We start from the raw sequence: 14989 nt of genomic DNA, 5'->3' as shown, positions 1-14989 counted from the left end.
ATATGCCCGGACTGATATATACCTGAAACGGAAAATATAGATAATGAGTGACGAAACACCAGAGGTGCCGGCCGGCTCCGAGCCCGTCCTTGAAGGCGCCATCCTCGACGGCGACGTACTGACCGACCGCGTCGAGCAGGTGGACCTGCAGACCGAAATGCAGCGCTCCTACCTCGACTACGCCATGGCCGTGATCGTGGGCCGGGCCCTGCCGGACGTCCGCGACGGCCTCAAGCCCGTTCACCGCCGCGTGCTCTACGCGATGTTCGACGGCGGCTACCGGCCGGAACGGTCCTTCAACAAGTGCGCCCGCGTCGTCGGCGAAGTCATGGGCCAGTACCACCCCCACGGCGACACCGCGATCTACGATGCCCTGGTCCGCCTGATCCAGGACTGGACCATGCGCTACCCGCTGGCGCTCGGCCAGGGAAACTTCGGCTCGCCCGGCAACGACGGTGCCGCCGCGCCGCGGTACACCGAAACCAAGATGGCGCCGCTCGCCATGGAGATGGTCCGGGACATCGACGAGGAAACTGTCGACTTCCAGGACAACTACGACGGGAAGAACCAGGAGCCGACCATCCTGCCGGCCCGGTTCCCCAACCTGCTGGTCAACGGCTCCTCCGGCATCGCCGTCGGCATGGCCACCAACATCCCGCCGCACAACCTCCGGGAAGTCGCCGACGGTGTGCAGTGGTACCTCGCGAACCCGACGGCCAGCCGGGAGGAACTGCTCGAAGAACTCCTCCTGCGCATCAAGGGACCGGATTTCCCGACCGGTGCCACCATCCTCGGCCACAAGGGCATCGAGGATGCGTACCGCACCGGCCGCGGTTCCATCACGATGCGCGCGGTGGTCAGTGTCGAGGAACTCCAGGGCCGCACGTGCCTGGTGGTCACCGAATTGCCGTACCAGGCCAACCCGGACAACCTGGCCATCAAGATCGCCGAACTGGTCAGGGACGGCAAGATCTCAGGAATCGCCGACCTCCGCGATGAGACCTCGGGCCGCACCGGGCAGCGCCTGGTGATTGTGCTCAAGCGTGACGCCGTGGCCAAGGTGGTGCTGAACAACCTCTACAAGCACACCCAGCTGCAGGACAACTTCGCCGCCAACATGCTCGCCATCGTTGACGGGGTGCCGCGTACGCTCAGCCTTGACGCGTTCATCCGCCACTGGGTCACCCACCAGATGGACGTCATCGCCCGCCGCACGCGCTACCGGCTGCGCAAGGCCGAGGAGGAAGCACACATCCTCCGCGCCCTGCTCAAGGCGCTGGACGCGCTCGACGAGGTGATCGCGCTCATCCGCGCCTCCAACACCACCGAGGCCGCACGCGACGGGTTGATGGAACTGCTGGACATCGATGAGCTGCAGGCCCGGGCCATCCTGGACATGCAACTGCGCCGGCTCGCGGCACTGGAACGCCAGAAGATCCAGGACCGCCATGCCGAGCTGGAGGCCCTGATCGCCGAGTACAACTCGATCCTGGCCTCCGAAGAGCGCCAGCGCGAGATCATCAGCACGGAACTGGGCGAAATCGTGGCCAAGCACGGCGACGACCGCCGCACCAAGGTGCTCATGGGCTTCGACGGCGACATGTCGATGGAGGACCTGATCCCCGAAGAGGAAATGGTGGTCACCATTACCCGCGGCGGCTACGTCAAGCGCACCCGCAGCGACAACTACCGCTCCCAGCAGCGTGGTGGCAAGGGCATCAAGGGCGCCCAGCTGCGCGGGGACGACGTCGTGGAGCACTTCTTCGTCACCACCACGCACCACTGGCTGCTGTTCTTCACCAACCTCGGACGGGTCTACCGCGCCAAGGCGTACGAGCTCGCCGAGGCCGGGCGCGACGCCAAGGGTCAGCACGTGGCCAACCTGCTGGCCTTCCAGCCGGATGAGCACATCGCCCAGGTGCTGGACCTGCGCGACTACCAGCACGCCCCGTACCTGGTGCTCGCCACCAAGCGCGGCCTGGTCAAGAAGACCCGGTTGGAGGACTACGACACCAACCGGTCCGCCGGCGTGATCGCCATCAACCTGCGCGACGGCGACGAGCTCGTCTCGGCCCAGCTGGTCTCCGATACCGACGACCTCATGTTGGTGTCCCGCAAGGGCCAGTCCGTCCGCTTTACCGCGACGGACGATGCGCTGCGTCCGATGGGCCGTGCCACCTCGGGCGTGACCGGCATGAAGTTCCGCGAAGACGACGAACTGCTCGCGGCCGACGTCGTCAAGGACGGCTCGTACGTCTTCATCGTCACTGAGGGCGGCTTTGCCAAGCGGACCGCTGTGGAGGAGTACCGGCTCCAGGGCCGTGGTGGCCTGGGCATCAAGGTCGGCAAGTACCAGGAAGAACGCGGCCACCTGGTCGGAGCCCTCATTGTCAACGAGGAAGACGAAGTGCTGGTGGTCATGGAGGGCGGCAAGGTGGTGCGTTCCTCGGTGACCGGTGTCCCCGCCAAGGGCCGCGACACCATGGGCGTGATTTTCGCCAAGCCGGACAAGAACGACCGCATCATCGCGGTGGCGCGCAACAGCGAACGCGGGCTGGAAAGCGAGGAACCGACCGAAGGCGAGGACGCCGGCGAAAATGCCGGTGAAGGCGCTGAAAATCGGGCTTCCACGCCGGATGACGTAACGTTGGCTGAAGATGGCGGACAGCAGGACGAGTCCGCAACGGCAGAATCAGTACCGGCCCCGGAGTCAGATGAGTCATCAGGCAATGCCGAGCTGGACGAAGACAACACCGGAGGTAACGAGTGAGTAATTCCGACTCATATCCCAAGCCGAGCAGCGGCGTGCCAAGCGGAGTGCGGCAACCCGCCGCCGCACCGCGCGTAGGCGCCCCCTCGCGTCCGCAGCAGCGCCCCGGCGTATCCGGCGCAGCCACGGGAACGGGACAGCGTCCCGCCGCCCCGGGCCAGCGCCCCACGGTCCCCGGCCAGCGCCCCGCCGCCCCGGGCCAGCGCCCCGCCCAGTCCGGCGGGCAGGGCACTCCCGGGCTGATCAAGCCCGCTCCCAAGGCCAAGGTGCGCCGTGCCAGGCTGCTGGTCAGCAAGGTGGACCCCTGGTCCGTGCTGAAGATGGCCTTCCTGCTCTCCGTGGCGCTGGGAATCGTCACCGTCGTGGCGGCGATCGTGCTTTGGACCGTTTTGGACCTGACCGGGATCTTTGACCAGGTGGACAGCCTGCTCGGGACCCTCGCCGGTTCCGAGGGCGGCGGCTTTGAATTGAAGAAGGTTGCATCCCTGGGGCAGGTGGCGTCATTCGCCACCATCATCGCCGTGATCAACGTGGTGCTGCTGACGGCGCTCTCGATGCTTTCGGCGGTGCTGTACAACATTGCCGCGACGCTCGTCGGCGGCATCGGCGTGACCCTCACGGACGACTAATTCCCGAACTTTTCCGCGGAATCCCGCGGAAAAGGGCCTCGATTTGAGATCGGGCCGGGATGTGCTGTACAGTCATATCTCGGCCCGATGAGGCATCGGGGCGTATAGCTCAGGCGGTTAGAGCGCTTCGCTGATAACGAAGAGGTCCCAGGTTCAAGTCCTGGTACGCCCACGGAACCGGTACTGGTTCTGGCAGAGGTAAGTGAAGGTTCGTCCATGACAGAACCGGAACGGGGTGCATGTGAAGAAGTTGCTGGTTATCGCAGCCACGGTCGCAGGCGTCTTCCTCTACAGGAAAGTGCAGGAATCCGAAGCCCGGAAAGTGATCTGGAGCAATTCAACCGATACGGTTGACTAGCCCGGAGCCCAGGGATGGAAGCTGGAAATCAGCTCTCCGGACCTAGGGTATGATTGTCGGGTTGCTTCTTATGGGGGCATGGCGCAATTGGTAGCGCACCTGCTTTGCAAGCAGGGGGTTCGGGGTTCGAGTCCCCGTGCCTCCACCATAGGAAAAGCCCCGGACCGCGGAAACGCGGTCCGGGGCTTTTTTCATGCCTTCCCCACTCACTCCTTCGGCTTGGCGTAGTCCGCCATCCCTTGCCAGTCGATAAACACGTAGGGCTCGTCGCCGAGCACCCAGGCGTCGTGGCCCGGCGGAATCACGCCGAAGTCGCCGGGCCCGAATTCGAGTTCTTCGCCGTCGTCCATGACGACTTTGATGCGGCCGGAAATCGTGTAGCCGGTATGGCTGGCCATGCAGCTGTCAGTCTTGGCGATCGGCTTGACGTGGTCTGACCATTTCCAGCCTGGAAGGAAGGTGGCCCGTCCAACCGGGCCGGCCTCGAGGTTGACGAGATCCACCTGACCCATGCCCTCGGCAACGGGGCGTGTCTCTTCGGGATTGTCCAGGCTCTTGCGGATCATTGACGCCATGATGGTCTTCTCCTTCTTCGATGATGGCGAAACCGGGATGTGAGACCGCGACTTAAGGGTGGCACTGCGGTATGAACCGGTCAAGGCGCAGCGGCTGTAAAGGCCCCTGCGGTCCGTCCCATTAGTGTTGGAGCGTGAACTTCTTACTTGCAGCCGTAGGGGTGCTGGGGGTGGCCTCGTCCGGACCGCTCATTGCCGCCACGCTGGGCGCCACGTCAGTCAGTGCCCTCGCCATCGCTTTCTGGCGCAACGCCATTGGAGCGGTGGTGATGGCCGGTCCTGTTGTGGTCCGCAACCCCCGTCAGTTCGGAAAGGTGACTGGAGCGGAGTTCCGCTGGTCACTCGCCGCGGCGGTGGCACTGGCCCTGCACTTCGCGTGCTTCATTACCTCCCTGCAGCTGACGTCGGTCGCGGCGGCCACGGCACTGGTATGCCTGCAATCCGGCTGGATCGCGATCTTCCAGCTCTTCCGGGGAGTCCGGCTCCGCTGGCCGGTCCTGGTGGGGCTGGGGCTCGCCTTCGGCGGCGTGGTGACAATTACCGGGTTCGATATGGGCTCCTCGCCTGAGGCGCTTGTGGGCGATCTCCTGGCTGTCGCCGGCGGCGCCCTGGCGGGCATCTACACGCTCGCCGGAGGCAAGGCGCGGCAGAGCATGAGCACCGGCGTCTACACGACCCTGTGCTACGGCATGTGCGCCGCGGTTGTGGCGGTCATGGCGCTGGTGGCCAGACAGCCGCTGGGAGGATTCGAGGCAGCCGGCTGGCTGGGGATCCTCGCGATCACCGTGTGCGCACAACTGGTGGGACACTCCGCGTTCAACCACCTGCTGGCGACCATGAGCCCGCTGCTCGTGTCCATGATCATCCTGCTGGAAATCCCGGGAGCGGCGCTTCTGGCCGCAGCCTTCCTGGACGAGACGCTGCCGGCCGGGACCTACGTGGGGCTGGCGATGATCCTGGTGGGGCTCGCCGTCGTGGTCCTGGGGCAGCGAGGCTCGCGCTCCGCCCGGAGGGCGGCGGAGGGAGCCGGTGAAGAGCGGCTGGCGGAGCTCGGCACCGACTAGGCCGCTCCCGGCGGCCGCATCTCCCGGCGGCCTCGTGGCCGCCGGTTGGCCGCTATTGGCCGCCGCGGCGGGCTGGCTGGGGAACGTTGACCGTGTGGATGGCGCGGAGGAGCTTCGCCGGGAAGTAGACCGAGAAGAAGACCACCATGGGTGCCTTCAGTGCCATCTTCTTGACGTTGTGGGCCTTGTAGGTGCGGTCAAAGCGCGTCACGTAGTAGCGGTAATCGCGCGGCGAGTCCTCCAGTCGCCGGGCCGACATGCCCGAGATCATCTGCGGCCAGTACTGGATCCGGAGCTCGTGGTCGGCCAGGTGCAGCGAAAGATCGATGTCCTCGTGCATCTCGTCCCGCTCGTCGCGGCAGGTTTCTGCGCGGATGGTCTCCCAAGCCGAGCGGCGCAGAGCCATGTTGGACCCGAAGAGGAAGTGATACTGGTGCTTGGCGAGCCTGAGCATCAGCTGGCGCATTTTGTCGTCGGCCTTGAGCCCGAACCGGCGCATGGGCATGTCGTAATAGACCACCGGACCGGTCGCAGCGTGCACAGACTCGTCGGCGAAGGCTTTCTGCACCTGCTCCACCCAGTCCGGTTCCAGCACGGAATCGGCGTCGATCCGGCCGAGGATATCGCCCGTGGCGTGGTCCAGACCGAAGTTGCGCGTGGGAATGAGCCCCTGGTCGCGGTCCTGGCTGAGCAGGATGATGGGGCTCTCCGGATACTCGAGGTGCATCTGCCGCACGATCTCCGCCGTGCGGTCCTTGGACAGGTTGTCCACCACGATGATTTCGTGGGCAGGCACCGACTGGTAGACCGCGGCGATCAGGCACTGCCGGATGACGCTTTCCTCGTTGTAAGCCGGGATCACAATAGACACAGCCGGTGGCGGAGCAAGGAGCAAGGCATCCTGGGGTGATCTATGGGGTGACATCACCACAAATTTAGCACCTGGCCTGAAGTTTGAAGACGGACCGTGACGCGCCCTGGACAGGCGCGTCAAACACAAGGAGGGATCCCGCACTGTGGCGGAATCCCTCCCTTGGAGAGTGCAGGGCACCTGCCGGCAGCTGGTCTGCCCGGGGCAAGGTCTCGACTCAGCCGGCCTGTGCCAGCCAGGTTCTACTTGCCGGGCTTGTCTGCGCCGTTGTTCAGGCTGGCCGCGATGTTGCGTACGGCCGTTTTGGCGTCGGTGGCGACCTTGTCGGCGGCCTCAGCGGCGTCGCCGGCGGCGTCCTTGGCCGTTTCCGCGGCTTTGTCCGCCGCGGTGGCTGCGGAATCGGAAGCGTCCTTGGATGCCTCAGCCGCGGAGTCCGCTGCCGCGACAGTCGCGGAACCAGCCTTGTTGGCGGCGTCCTTCAGCGATTCGCCGGCCGGGGCGGCCGTGGGGGCGGGCGTTACCGGCGTCGGTACCTTCCAGGGGTCCTCCACCGGCCTGGACGCCCGCCAGGCGGCCACACCGGCTGCAACGGCGGCAGCGATGATGCCGAAGATCAGCAGGCCGCGGTGCTTGGGCTTCTGCTGCTTGGCGAGCTTGGCATTAGCCGTCTTGGTGACCTCGCTGGCGGCCGCCTTGATGTTCTTGCCTGCCTTCTTGCTTGCCTTCTTGGCGTGTCCCTTGACTGCCTGGGCCTGCGCCTGGACGCCGGTGACAACACCGGAATCTACAAGCTTCTGTGCGACGGCGTCGACGTGGGCCGGGGCGTTTTCCAACGTGCGGTGGACGGCCACGGAAGCCTGCCCGATCTGGTCGGAAAGCCTGGGCAGGTACTCGACAACAACCCGGTCGCGTGCGTTGGCGATGACCGGGGCTGCCTTATCCACAGCTTCGTGCAGGCGCGGAGTCGCGCTGTCCGCGGCATCGTGGATCCTCGGCGCCAGCTGGGCCAGGCCATCCTGAAGACGGGGAGTGACAGTGGCAACGCTGCCGGCCAGATTGTGGGCCGCAGACTTGAGCCCCTCCTGGATTTTGGGAGAGGCGGTGTCCAGTCCGTGCTGCAGCCGCGGAACAGCCCAGTTCACGGCAGCCTCAACCCGCGGGGCCGCCCAATCCTTGGCGCTGTCTACTCCGGTGCTGACTGACTGCTCCAGGTCACGGGCAATACGATCCGTTTTCTTCACAACTACCTCCCGATTAATGTGACGGTTCTGCTGTTAGCCTACGTGTCTAGGAACGCACCGGCTATTCTTCAGACCGATTTCCAGTGGATTTCACCCAGCGCGGAACTGACTGTGCGGCCCTATGCGTGCGGAGCCGTCATGGAAGAATGGGCGCTATGACTGCCAACGCAACCGCAAAAGCCACTATCCACACGAGCCTCGGCGACATCGTCGTCAACCTCTTTGGCAACCACGCGCCGAAGACCGTCGACAACTTCGTCGGACTGGCCACCGGTGAGAAGGCCTGGACCCACCCGGAAACGGGCGAGGACAAGACCGGCACGCCGCTCTACAACGGCACCATCTTCCACCGCATCATCAAGGACTTCATGATCCAGGCCGGCGATCCCCTGGGCCGCGGCACCGGTGGACCGGGCTACAAGTTCGACGATGAGATCCACCCGGAACTGACTTTCAACGAGCCGTACAAGCTGGCCATGGCCAACGCCGGTGTCCAGATGGGCCGCGGCACCAACGGTTCGCAGTTCTTCATCACCACCATCCCCACCGGCTGGCTGCAGGGCAAGCACAGCATCTTCGGTGAGGTTGCCGATGACGACTCCAAGAAGGTCGTCGACGCGATCGAAGGCGTCCGCACCGGCATGGGCGACCGCCCCGTCGAGGATGTCACCATTAACAGCATTGACATCGAAAAGCTCTAACCCCACACCATGAGCTACGGAATTCCGGCGGCAGAGCCGTCCGCAGAGGTCCCGGTATGCCCCAGGCACCCGGACCGGCCCGCCTATGTGCGTTGCCAGCGGTGCGGGCGCCCTGCGTGTCCCGACTGCCAGCGGGCGGCCGCCGTCGGATTCCAGTGCGTTGACTGTGTCAACGAAACCAAACGCACGACGCCGACCGTCAGGACCGTCTACGGCGGCGCCGTGACCGCCGGCAAACCCGTGGTCACGTACGTGATCATCGCGCTGTGTGCCCTTGTCTATGCGCTGCAGTGGATAGTCCCCAACGACGGGATTTACCAGCAGCTGGCCTACGCTCCCGCCCTGACCGGCGTTGAACCGTGGCGGATGCTCACCTCGGCGTTCCTGCACTCGCAGGGATTCCTGCTCCACATAGTCCTGAACATGTACACGCTGTGGATTTTCGGCCAGATTCTTGAGCCGCTGCTGGGCCACGCCCGCTTCCTGGCCATCTACCTGCTCTCGGCCGTCGGCGGCTCCGTCGGCTTCCTTCTGCTGACCCCGGTGTATCCGGCGAACGGCCCGGTGGGCCTCGTCGGCGCCTCCGGAGCCATCTTCGGCCTGTTCGGCGCCCTGCTGGTGGTCCAGCGTCAACGCGGCGGCGAAGTCCGCCAGCTCCTGGTCCTGATTGCCATCAACGGCGTCATCGGCTTCATGGTCCCGCAGATCGCCTGGCAGGCCCACCTCGGCGGCCTCGTCACCGGCGCCCTGAGCGCCGCCGTCATTGCCTACACCCCCCGCGGCCCCAGGCAGACCCTGCTGCAGGCCATCGGCCTCGCCGTGGTCCTGGCCCTGGTGATCGCTGTGTCCGTCGTACGGATGGCCGGCGCCGGCGTCTAGTCCGGTCCTGCCGACGATCCAGGCCGCAAACGGCCGCCCGGGTGCCCTTCACTGTTCCCTGGTTCTTCTCTCGCTGTGATCCTCGGCCGTTCCCCCGCTGGTCCCTCCCTCTGTGGACCTCTCCCGGTGCACACGCTGACCGAGCCGCCACGTCTGAATTCACAGGCGCGGATCCGAAAGTTTTCCACAGTGGTTATCCACATTGTTAATAACTTACAAGCGTGTAGTTCACAGTGGCGACCCAGGTCTGACCGCCCGGGCTGGCGATTTTCCGGCATGGAGGCGATGCGGCGGACCGGATCTCCACACCTGTGGATAACTTCTGTGGGTTGCCCTGTGAGTAAGTGGACAACTTGGCGCGCTGGGGCCCGTTGCCTTGCCCAGGCGGCGCCAGGCCGGACCCGGCCCGCCGCCGCCCCACAGCACGGGCCGCAGGGCCCCTCCCCGACCTCCGTCCAAGGTTCCCGAACCGGACCGGCTCTGTCGCGTTCCGGACCGGACTGCACGCCGCACACCCGCGCTCTCCATGCGGCCCAGCAGCCGGTCGCCGGAGCGCTGCCAGCGTGCGGTGCGTGCCCGCCCGCAAGTTTGCAGGCAGCCCGCGGCGGGGGCCGGACCCTACGGGCCGCGGACCTGCCGCTGTGTGTTTCAACAGGGTTATTCACAGTGTTAATAACTTGATGGTCTGAGCATCTGCGCGATTTAACCCGGCTCATGGCCCCGCAGCGGGGATTGCGGCTCCGAATCCCCGAACGTTATCCCCAGCTGTGGATAACTTGTGGGTAGTGGGCTGTTATTAAGTGGATAACTCGTCCGGTGCCGGAGGTGTCAGGACAGGCCTCATGGTTGGGTGGCCGCCGTGCTCCAAGGCGGACGCGCGTTCGGCGTGCGGCCGGGGCCGCGGCGCCATCCGGGGCCTGTTGCCCGGACCGGTGAGCTTGTCCACAGGAAATCCACACTGTTAATAACTTACAAGGGTGTAATTCAGGTCCGGCCGGGAAACTCATCAGTGGCTTTGCGCCCCGCTGTGGCCTCGAAACTCAACCGAACCGCATGAAGACCCGGAAACTTATGAACAATGTGGATAAGTTTCCCCAGACTTGTGCACAGCTGTGGATAAGGAGGCGGGACGCCGTCGGGTCACTGCGGCCAGACGCCCGATGACCCGCGCCGGTGGCTGTCCAGCAGATGGGTGTCCACCATTCCGATGGCCTCCATGAGCGCGAACATCGTGGTGGGTCCGACGAAGGCGAAACCCTTCTTGCGCAGCGCCTTGGAGAGCGCGATGGACTCGGCCGAGGTGGTGGGGACCTGATCGATGGAGCTCGGCTGGGGTGTGGCGGCCGGCTGGAACGCCCACACGAAGTCAACCAGGCCGCCGTCGTCCCTCAACGCCAGCGTGGCCCGGGCGTTGGTGATGGTTGCCTGGATCTTCAGCCGGTTCCGGACGATCCCGGCATCGAGCATGAGCCGCTCCACATCGGCGTCCGTGAAGAGCGCCACCAGTTCCGGGTCGAAGTCCTTGAACGCCGCGCGGAAAGCGGGCCGCTTGCGCAGGATCGTCGCCCAGGACAGCCCCGCCTGGAACCCCTCGAGGCTGATGCGTTCGTAGAGGCCCTGTTCATCCCGGACGGGCATGCCCCACTCGGAGTCGTAGTACTCGCGCAGCATGGGATCAACGGCCGCCCACGCCGGCCGCGCCAGTCCGTCGTCGCCAATGGTTGAGCCGTTCACTGCCGGGGTCATCTGGATTCCTTCGCTGGGCCGGGATTAATGCCGTGGTTTAACGGTGGCGGGCCGGCACACTGTGTGTACCGGCCCGTCAGGGATGTGCGCCGCGCGGGCCTGGTTCAGGAACGCCAGCGTGTGGTCATCAGGAAGCCGATGATCGCGATTCCGAAGCCGGCGACGATGTTCATCGAGCCCCAAGCCTGAACCGGGAAGGCGCCCTCGGTGATGTAAAACGTGATGATCCACAGCAGGCCAATGATCATCAGGCCAAACATGACGGGCTTGAACCAGACCGGATTGGGCTTGTAGGCCTCCGCGGCAGAAGTCTGCGGGGCCACACGGGCAGTCCTTTTACGCGGCTTCGACTCGGGCACTGATCCTCCTTGGCGGGCTGGAACAAGAGCGGGAAACGTGGCTTGGTATCCTGCAGGAAGCGAGGCCCCCGCCGGCCAACGCGCTCTTGGTCAAGTTCAAATTCATTTGTCGCACAATTCTAGCTGTAGTTCCGGCCACACCGTGGACCCCGCAACCGCCTTGGAGGAGAACCCGCAGTGCTGGAGTTGGAGCAAGGATCCGGCCGGACGGCTCGCGGCCGCCGCGGGCAGGTACTGCGCACCGTCCAGGTCGCCGGCGAGCTGCTCATGACCGCGGGCGCCATTGTCCTGCTCTTTGTGGCGTGGCAGTTGTGGTGGACGAACGTGGCCTCCGATGCCCGGCAGCGCGAGGTTGTGCACGACTTTGCCCGCGGGATTGGAGCAGCCGCTCCCGCGGCGCCCGGGCTGCCGGCGGCTGGTGCCGCGGAACCCGACGTCGCGCCCGAACCGGCGGAGGGCGCGACTATCGGCATCCTGTATGTTCCCCGTTTCGGCGCCGGCTACACGCGTCCCATCGTTCAGGGAACCACCCCGGCAGTGTTGGACACCCTGGGCATCGGACACTATCAGGGCACGGCCATGCCAGGGGCTGCGGGAAACTTCGCCGTGGCCGGGCACCGGCAGACCCACGGCGCCGTCCTGGACCATATCGACGCCCTGGTGCCCGGCGACCGGATCTACGTCCAGACCCGTGAGGGCTACTATGTCTACGTGTTCCGGAACAGCCAGACAGTCCTCCCGTCGCGGACCGACGTCCTGTTACCGGTGCCAATGCGGCCGGGGGCCGCGCCGACGGAGAGCTACCTGACCATGACGAGCTGCAACCCGCGGTTTGGCTCCGAGGAACGCTTTGTGGCCTACGCCCTGCTGGAGCGGTGGCAGTCCCTTTCCGCCGGACCGCCGGCTGAAATTTCACGGGCGGCCCGCGCGGCCGGGGCAGGCTGACGCATGTATGGCTGGCTTTTCCGCCGCCTTCCCGGGCCCTTGTGGCTCAGGATTGCGACCGCGCTGGTGCTGGTGGCCGGAGCACTGGTATTGATGGTTCAGTTCCTTTTTCCCTGGCTGGCGCAATTCACCCAGTTAACAGATTCAACGATTGGTTCAGCAAGGCACCCATGAGCACAACCAAGATCCTGGTCGTAGACAACTACGACAGCTTTGTCTACACCCTGGTCGGCTATCTCCAGGAGCTCGGTGCGGAGACCACCGTGGTCCGCAACGACGACGTCACGCTCGCCGAGGCGATCGAGATGGCCGAGGCGCGGGACGGGGTCCTCATCTCTCCCGGTCCGGGGAATCCGGCGGGGGCCGGCGTCTGCATTGAGCTGATCAAGTGGTGCGGCAGCCACGAGAAGCCCATGCTAGGTGTGTGCCTGGGGCACCAGGCGCTGGCGGAGGCTTACGGCGGAACCGTGACGCACGCTCCCGAACTGATGCACGGCAAGACTTCGCTCGTCGAACACCATGGAACCAGCGTCTTTGCGGGGCTCCCCTCGCCCCTCACGGCCACCCGTTACCATTCGCTGGCCGCTGTCCGCGAGAGCATCCCGGAGGTCCTGGAGATCACCGCGGAAACGGGCACCGGTGTGGTGATGGGCCTGCAGCATCGCACCGCCCCGCTGTGCGGCGTCCAGTTCCACCCGGAATCCGTCCTGACCGAAGGCGGCTACCAGATGCTCGGCAACTGGCTGGAGTCACTCGGCATGGCGGGCGCTGCCGAACGGGCAGCGGACCTGAGCCCGCTCATCAAGCACTGACCCGGCAGGCACTGCACGTGCCGGCGCGGCGGTAGCCGGCACGTTCGGTTCTCCCGACCGGATTAGGGGAACAGTCCGCCCAGGGCTGCGTCTTCTTTCGACGCGCTCTTGGTGGGCGACGGCGTGGGCGACGGCGGGGGAGGCGGAGCCGGCGCCGGTGCCTTCGCCACGGTCACGGTGATGGTCTTGCCCTGTTCCACGAGCGAATCCGCGGCATCGGCCTGGCCTGTCACCTTGCCCGGAGCCACCTGGGAATTCTCCACTTCGGTGGCCTTGAGCACCAGGCCCTGCTCCTTCAGTTTCGCTTCCGCCTCCGCCAGCGGCAGCCCGATCAGCTGCGGCACAGCCACCTTGCCCGTGGAGACGACGATTTCGACCGGGTCCGCCACGGCCACAACCTGGCCCGGCGCCGGGTTGGTGGTGATGACAATGCCGACCGGAACCGTGGGGTTGTTGGACATCTTGGTGGTGAGGGCACCAGTCAGTCCCGTTTGGTGGAGAAGATCGCGGGCGGCCGCCTCGGTCCGGCCGGGCAGGTCCGTCGGGATGGTGATCGCGCTGGGGCCTTCGGAGATGTTGAGGATGATGTCCGAGTTGGCGTCCATGGAACTCCCCGACGTCGGCACGGTGCCAATCGCGGTGCCTTTGGGGATGCTCTCGTGCTGCAGCCGTTGGAGCTGTGGCTTGAAGCCGGCGTTGTACAGCCTTTGCAGGGCCTCGGATTCCGTCAGGGACGTCACCGTGGGAACCAGCACCTTGGTTGCCTGCGGCGGGGCCTGATTCATGAGGTTGTACAGCCAGAGGCCGCCGCCGGCCAGCACCAGCAGTGTGAGGACCACGAGCGTCGCGATCCAGGTGCGGCGGCGCGTCTTCTGGCGCGGGGTGTGCTCGCGTTCGACCGGCAGCGCCAGGGGCAGGCTTCCGGTGTCCGCAATGCCATAGAGTTCGGTGCCTGCCGGCTGCAGCACTTCCTCGTCGTCGGGCGTTTCTTCGGCGGGCCGCAGCCGGCCGCCGGGGGAATCGTCGAGGAACTTGGCTCCGGTCAGGGAGAAAGTCGCCGTGGGCGCCAGGGGGTCGTGCCGGGGAACCGCGTTGGTGGGGTCGGTGGGGGCCTCGCTGGCGGACGGCGCCGTCACCGGAACGCCGCTGCGCGCGGCCCGCAGGGCGCGGCGGAAGGCGGCGGCGTCCTGGAAACGGTCGGCGCGGTTCTTCTGCAGGGCCTTCATCAACACGCTGTCCAGCGCGGCGGAGACGTCCGGGTTGAGGCTGCTGGCGGGCTCGGGGATCTCGCGAACGTGCTGGTAGGCCACGGAGACGGGGCTGTCGCCAATGAACGGCGGCCGGCCGGTCAGCATCTCATAGAGAAGGCATCCTGCGGAGTACAGGTCGCTGCGCGCGTCGACCGCTTCGCCCCGGGCCTGTTCCGGGGACAGGTACTGGGCGGTGCCGACGACGGCCTGCGTCTGCGTCATGGTGGCGGACGAGTCCGCCATGGCGCGGGCGATTCCGAAGTCCATGACCTTGACGCTGTTTGAATCCGGGCAAAACATCACGTTGGCGGGCTTGATGTCGCGGTGCACGATTCCGGCCTTGTGGCTGTAATCGAGCGCGGACAGCACACCCAGCGTGAAATCGATCGCCTGATCGATGGTCACGTCCTTGGCCCGCACCATGTCGCGGATGGTCTTGCCGGAAACGAACTCCATCACGATATAGGGCACCCGGACGCTGTCGGCGTGGTCACCGGGGACCGCGTGGTCCCCGGTGTCGAAGACAGCCACGATCGACGGGTGGTTGAGTGCCGCGACGGCCTGGGCCTCGCGCTTGAACCGGGCCTGGAACTGCGGGTCCCGGGCCAGGTCCGGGCGCAGCAGCTTGACGGCCACAGTGCGTCCCAGCCGGGTATCGAGGCCGCGGAAAACATCCGCCATGCCGCCACGGCCGATCAGCTCACCCAGCTCATAGCGCCCGCTGAGGACGCGCTGCGTGTTCGCCGGGCGTTCCTCCCTGTGCGACGGAGTGCGGGGTGTATTGCTCAT

At 65.8% G+C, this 14989-nt stretch carries 14 protein-coding genes and 2 tRNA genes; 10 read left to right on the top strand and 6 right to left on the bottom strand.

Annotated features, from left to right (window positions below; genetic code table 11):
- Window positions 1-43: 43 nt before the first annotated feature.
- From gyrA to C566_RS0117535, 5 genes are all read left to right on the top strand, one after another.
- The gene (gene gyrA / locus C566_RS0117555; protein WP_018775665.1) at window positions 44-2770 is read left to right on the top strand and encodes a DNA gyrase subunit A; all 2727 of its coding nucleotides are present in this window, start codon (window positions 44-46) and stop codon (window positions 2768-2770) included.
- Window positions 2767-3399 carry a DUF3566 domain-containing protein gene (locus C566_RS0117550; RefSeq protein WP_018775664.1) on the top strand — a complete coding sequence of 211 codons (633 nt, stop codon included), beginning with the start codon at window positions 2767-2769 and terminating at the stop codon, window positions 3397-3399. Before gyrA ends, C566_RS0117550 begins: the two co-directional genes overlap by 4 nt.
- A 98-nt stretch (window positions 3400-3497) precedes the next feature.
- Window positions 3498-3571 (top strand) — tRNA-Ile (locus C566_RS0117545).
- 63 nt (window positions 3572-3634) lie between these two features.
- On the top strand, window positions 3635-3757 hold the full coding sequence (locus tag C566_RS23245) for a DLW-39 family protein (RefSeq protein WP_331271128.1): 123 nt from the start codon (window positions 3635-3637) through the stop codon (window positions 3755-3757).
- Window positions 3758-3829: 72 nt separating this feature from the next.
- A tRNA-Ala gene (locus tag C566_RS0117535) sits at window positions 3830-3905 on the top strand.
- 58 nt (window positions 3906-3963) lie between these two features.
- On the opposite strand, the gene C566_RS0117530 is transcribed toward C566_RS0117535, so the two are convergent.
- Window positions 3964-4332, bottom strand: coding sequence for a cupin domain-containing protein (locus C566_RS0117530; protein ID WP_018775662.1), 369 nt, complete (start codon window positions 4330-4332; stop codon window positions 3964-3966).
- A 134-nt stretch (window positions 4333-4466) separates the two neighbouring features.
- Between C566_RS0117530 and C566_RS0117525 the strand changes: the two genes are divergently transcribed.
- Window positions 4467-5396, top strand: coding sequence for a DMT family transporter (locus C566_RS0117525; protein WP_026266809.1), 930 nt, complete (start codon window positions 4467-4469; stop codon window positions 5394-5396).
- A 52-nt stretch (window positions 5397-5448) separates the two neighbouring features.
- On the opposite strand, the gene C566_RS0117520 is transcribed toward C566_RS0117525, so the two are convergent.
- Both C566_RS0117520 and C566_RS0117515 read right to left on the bottom strand, forming a co-directional pair.
- Window positions 5449-6321 (bottom strand): glycosyltransferase, encoded by an 873-nt coding sequence (locus C566_RS0117520; RefSeq protein WP_026266808.1) that lies wholly within the window; start codon window positions 6319-6321, stop codon window positions 5449-5451.
- A gap of 188 nt (window positions 6322-6509) precedes the next feature.
- A complete protein-coding gene (locus C566_RS0117515) occupies window positions 6510-7508 on the bottom strand; it encodes a hypothetical protein (RefSeq protein WP_018775659.1) in 999 nt (332 codons plus the stop codon).
- 155 nt (window positions 7509-7663) lie between these two features.
- On the opposite strand from C566_RS0117515, the gene C566_RS0117510 reads away from it, so the two are divergent.
- The gene (locus tag C566_RS0117510) at window positions 7664-8209 is read left to right on the top strand and encodes a peptidylprolyl isomerase (protein ID WP_018775658.1); all 546 of its coding nucleotides are present in this window, start codon (window positions 7664-7666) and stop codon (window positions 8207-8209) included.
- Between the two features lie 9 nt (window positions 8210-8218).
- Entirely contained in the window at window positions 8219-9088 is an 870-nt protein-coding gene (locus C566_RS0117505) for a rhomboid family intramembrane serine protease (protein ID WP_026266807.1), read from the top strand.
- A 1140-nt stretch (window positions 9089-10228) separates the two neighbouring features.
- Here C566_RS0117505 and C566_RS0117495 read toward each other — a convergent pair.
- Window positions 10229-10834, bottom strand: coding sequence for a DNA-3-methyladenine glycosylase I (locus C566_RS0117495; RefSeq protein WP_018775656.1), 606 nt, complete (start codon window positions 10832-10834; stop codon window positions 10229-10231).
- A 104-nt stretch (window positions 10835-10938) separates the two neighbouring features.
- Entirely contained in the window at window positions 10939-11193 is a 255-nt protein-coding gene (locus C566_RS0117490; RefSeq protein ID WP_026266806.1) for a cell division protein CrgA, read from the bottom strand.
- A gap of 177 nt (window positions 11194-11370) precedes the next feature.
- On the opposite strand from C566_RS0117490, the gene C566_RS0117485 reads away from it, so the two are divergent.
- Complete coding sequence (locus C566_RS0117485; RefSeq protein WP_018775654.1) at window positions 11371-12138, top strand: class E sortase; 768 nt, start codon at window positions 11371-11373, stop codon at window positions 12136-12138.
- 170 nt (window positions 12139-12308) lie between these two features.
- Window positions 12309-12950: an anthranilate synthase component II gene (locus tag C566_RS0117480; RefSeq protein WP_018775653.1), complete on the top strand. Its 642-nt coding sequence runs from the start codon at window positions 12309-12311 to the stop codon at window positions 12948-12950.
- Between the two features lie 62 nt (window positions 12951-13012).
- On the opposite strand, the gene pknB is transcribed toward C566_RS0117480, so the two are convergent.
- A complete protein-coding gene (gene pknB, locus C566_RS0117475) occupies window positions 13013-14989 on the bottom strand; it encodes a Stk1 family PASTA domain-containing Ser/Thr kinase (protein ID WP_018775652.1) in 1977 nt (658 codons plus the stop codon).

It is taken from the genome of Arthrobacter sp. 131MFCol6.1, assembly GCF_000374925.1.
GTDB lineage: Bacteria > Actinomycetota > Actinomycetes > Actinomycetales > Micrococcaceae > Arthrobacter.
Note: the sequence above shows the minus strand (reverse complement) of the source record. Positions and strands in the feature narration are given on the sequence as shown.

Excerpts from the sequence above, each read along its gene's own strand:
- C566_RS0117505 (WP_026266807.1), top strand. The coding sequence starts at position 8,219 with ATGAGCTACGGAATTCCGGCGGCAGAGCCGTCCGCAGAGGTCCCGGTA.
- C566_RS0117495 (WP_018775656.1), bottom strand. The coding sequence starts at position 10,834 with ATGACCCCGGCAGTGAACGGCTCAACCATTGGCGACGACGGACTGGCG.
- gyrA (WP_018775665.1), top strand. The coding sequence starts at position 44 with ATGAGTGACGAAACACCAGAGGTGCCGGCCGGCTCCGAGCCCGTCCTT.
- C566_RS0117510 (WP_018775658.1), top strand. The coding sequence starts at position 7,664 with ATGACTGCCAACGCAACCGCAAAAGCCACTATCCACACGAGCCTCGGC.
- pknB (WP_018775652.1), bottom strand. The coding sequence starts at position 14,989 with ATGAGCAATACACCCCGCACTCCGTCGCACAGGGAGGAACGCCCGGCG.
- C566_RS0117530 (WP_018775662.1), bottom strand. The coding sequence starts at position 4,332 with ATGGCGTCAATGATCCGCAAGAGCCTGGACAATCCCGAAGAGACACGC.
- C566_RS0117520 (WP_026266808.1), bottom strand. The coding sequence starts at position 6,321 with ATGTCACCCCATAGATCACCCCAGGATGCCTTGCTCCTTGCTCCGCCA.
- C566_RS0117480 (WP_018775653.1), top strand. The coding sequence starts at position 12,309 with ATGAGCACAACCAAGATCCTGGTCGTAGACAACTACGACAGCTTTGTC.